Here is a 2,340-nt window from a genome sequence, read left to right as displayed (position 1 = left end):
CGAGCCGTTTAGTTTTGCCATGGCCACGGAGGCTGCGCGCTACAAATGGGCGGCTCTATATCTGGGGCTTGCATTTCTGACGCTTTTTATGGCGATTGCGGGGGCTAAAATTTGGAGCTCGTGGGCGCTGTGGCTGTCGTGGGCGAGCCTTAGTTTTGCGCTGGTCGCCTGCGGTTACGCGTTTTTGGGCGCGGGTGTTTTTGCTAAAAACGGGCAAGGTCGTCACGCCGCCGCGTCTAAAGCCTTACTTTTCCCTTATCTTTGCGTCGCGCGGCTAAATGCGCTTTTTTGGCTGCGCGGACGCCGGCTTTCAGACGAGATTTTGCCGGGGCTGTATCTAGGCTCGGTTAAGCAGGCGGGCAAATTTGACGCCGTGCTAGACTGCGTGGCCGAGTTTGAGAGGCCTAGCGGCGCGCAAATTTATGCGAGCCTACCTATGCTAGATATGATAACGCCGAGCGCGGACGAGCTAAAACGAGGCGCAGACGAGCTTGAGCGGATAGTAAAAACGACTCTTTGCGTCGGCGAAAATTTACCGCAAAGGGCGGTTGAGCTAGGATCAAACGAGCGAAATTTGAAATTTCACAGACAAGCGGACGCGCAGGTAAATTTGCAAACGCGTGGCGCGGCAAACGAAAGCAAGATCGGCGAGGCGAGACAAACTCCCGCGGGCTCAAACGAACGAGCCCCTGAGAACGGCAAAAAGGTGCTGGTGTGTTGCGCGCTGGGCTACGGTAGGAGCGCGTCGGTGCTGCTTGCTTGGATGGTGATTTACGCGGGGATGGGCTTTGATGAGGCACTAAATTTGCTAAAATCGCGCCGCGAAAAGATCGCAGTCTCTAGCTCGCTACGCGATCGGATAGAGCAGATAGCCGTCCGCACCCGCGAAATTTGAAAGTGGAGTAAAGACCAGCCAAATTCGCAAAAGCAAGTGCGGCAAATTTACGCGCGAAATAGGCACAGAAATTTAAGCAAGTTTGTTTGAGGGATCAAATTTAAAAAATCTGCAGGCTAGAAACAAGCGGCATTGCAAAATTCTCGGCGAAAACGAACGGGAATTTAACCAAAGGCAAACGCCAAAAATGAGGATGGAAAATGACGAATGCGGAGCAAAACGAAAAAGCGGCGCAAGGCGGGGAACGCGAATGCCGCCAAAGGACGGACGATAGGGCTTTGGCGCTGGTTATGGCCAGATTTTTAGCGACGCATAGGCTGTTTTTCTTGTTAAATTTGCTTCAGCTTGCCGTCTGCCTTCAAATTTTTACGCATTTTGCCGTTATTGCGGGCTTTTTGGCGGCTTTTGCGGGGTTATTTTATCTGCACATTAGGCTGCATTTTGACGCGCTTATATTTAAGGATTTTGCGGATGAGAGGCTGGGTTGCGGCAAATTTGACGCGGCGCTTTTAGAGCTAAATTTAACTAGCAAACCGCCTAAAATCCGCGATATGAAAAGTCGCTGCGCCGGAGCTTTGCGGCTATATAAACTAACGGCCGCGCTTACTATCGTCGTTGCTGCCGCGGCTTTGGCGGGTTATTATCTGGGCTAGAGTTTGAGCGCCAAATTTGACGGTCAAATTTGGCTCGCGAGTACGCTTTAAATTTACAACGTTAGCTAAATTTGACTTCCGCGATCGTATGATTTTATGGTTTAAAAGATAAATTTAGGCGCAAACGGTTAAATTTGCGCCCGAGGCTTATTTGATGTTTTCTAGGGTGCTGCGGCACTGATCCGAGCCTAGATCGCAGCCTTTTTTGAAGTAAATTTTGGCCTTTTCAAGATCTTTTTCGACTCCGCTTTCAGTCGGCGGCATGTAGTATGTGTAGCCCGCAAACAGACATGACTCGACTAGGCCGTGCTCGCAGCCTTTGTCAAAATACTCCGCGGCTTTAGCAAACTGCTTTTCTTGGTATTATGCAGAGCCCACGTATTCGCACCCGAGAGCGATATTTGCTTCGCAGGCTTTTGCGGCATTGTCTTTATCTTTTACGTATTTTCCGGAGGCTTCATGCTCTTTTTTCGTGAAGGCCAGGAGATAGTACTCGTACGCTTTTGCTTCGTCTTTTTTGCCGTAGGTATCGTCTTGGTAGATTTCGCCCAGCTTCGCGCATCCGTCAAATCTCTCGCCTTGGCAAATTTGGCTTAGGATTTCGACGGCTTTGTCTATATTTTTCTCCACGCCTTTGCCGTCTCTGTAGCCCATCGCTACAAATTTACAACCGTCGTCATAGCCGCTACTGCAAAGTTTTGAAAATATCTCAAAGCCTTTTTTAGGATCGTGCTCGGCGCCGTTTTTGCCCTCGGTGTACGAGTAGCCCGTCCATAGGCAACCTAAATTTGA

General features: G+C 50.0%; 3 protein-coding genes and 1 pseudogene. 2 read left to right on the top strand and 2 right to left on the bottom strand.

Annotated elements, in window-relative coordinates:
* Together Q0338_RS05765 and Q0338_RS05760 are read left to right on the top strand one after the other, a co-directional pair.
* Positions 1-895, top strand: an 895-nt coding sequence (locus Q0338_RS05765; RefSeq protein WP_298085925.1) for a dual specificity protein phosphatase family protein, incomplete at its 5' end; no start/stop codon positions are given.
* A gap of 200 nt (positions 896-1,095) precedes the next feature.
* Positions 1,096-1,548 (top strand): hypothetical protein, encoded by a 453-nt coding sequence (locus Q0338_RS05760; RefSeq protein WP_298085924.1) that lies wholly within the window; start codon positions 1,096-1,098, stop codon positions 1,546-1,548.
* A gap of 147 nt (positions 1,549-1,695) precedes the next feature.
* Here the strand turns inward: Q0338_RS05760 and Q0338_RS05755 are convergent, their stop codons facing one another.
* The gene (locus tag Q0338_RS05755) at positions 1,696-1,836 is read right to left on the bottom strand and encodes a hypothetical protein (RefSeq protein ID WP_366119704.1); all 141 of its coding nucleotides are present in this window, start codon (positions 1,834-1,836) and stop codon (positions 1,696-1,698) included.
* Positions 1,837-1,911: 75 nt separating this feature from the next.
* Positions 1,912-2,340: pseudogene (locus Q0338_RS05750) on the bottom strand (hypothetical protein); the annotation flags it as partial.

The organism is uncultured Campylobacter sp., from assembly GCF_938018145.1.
Lineage (GTDB): Bacteria > Campylobacterota > Campylobacteria > Campylobacterales > Campylobacteraceae > Campylobacter_A.
The sequence above is the reverse complement of the archived record's forward strand: the minus strand, read 5'-3'. Positions and strand labels throughout refer to the sequence as shown.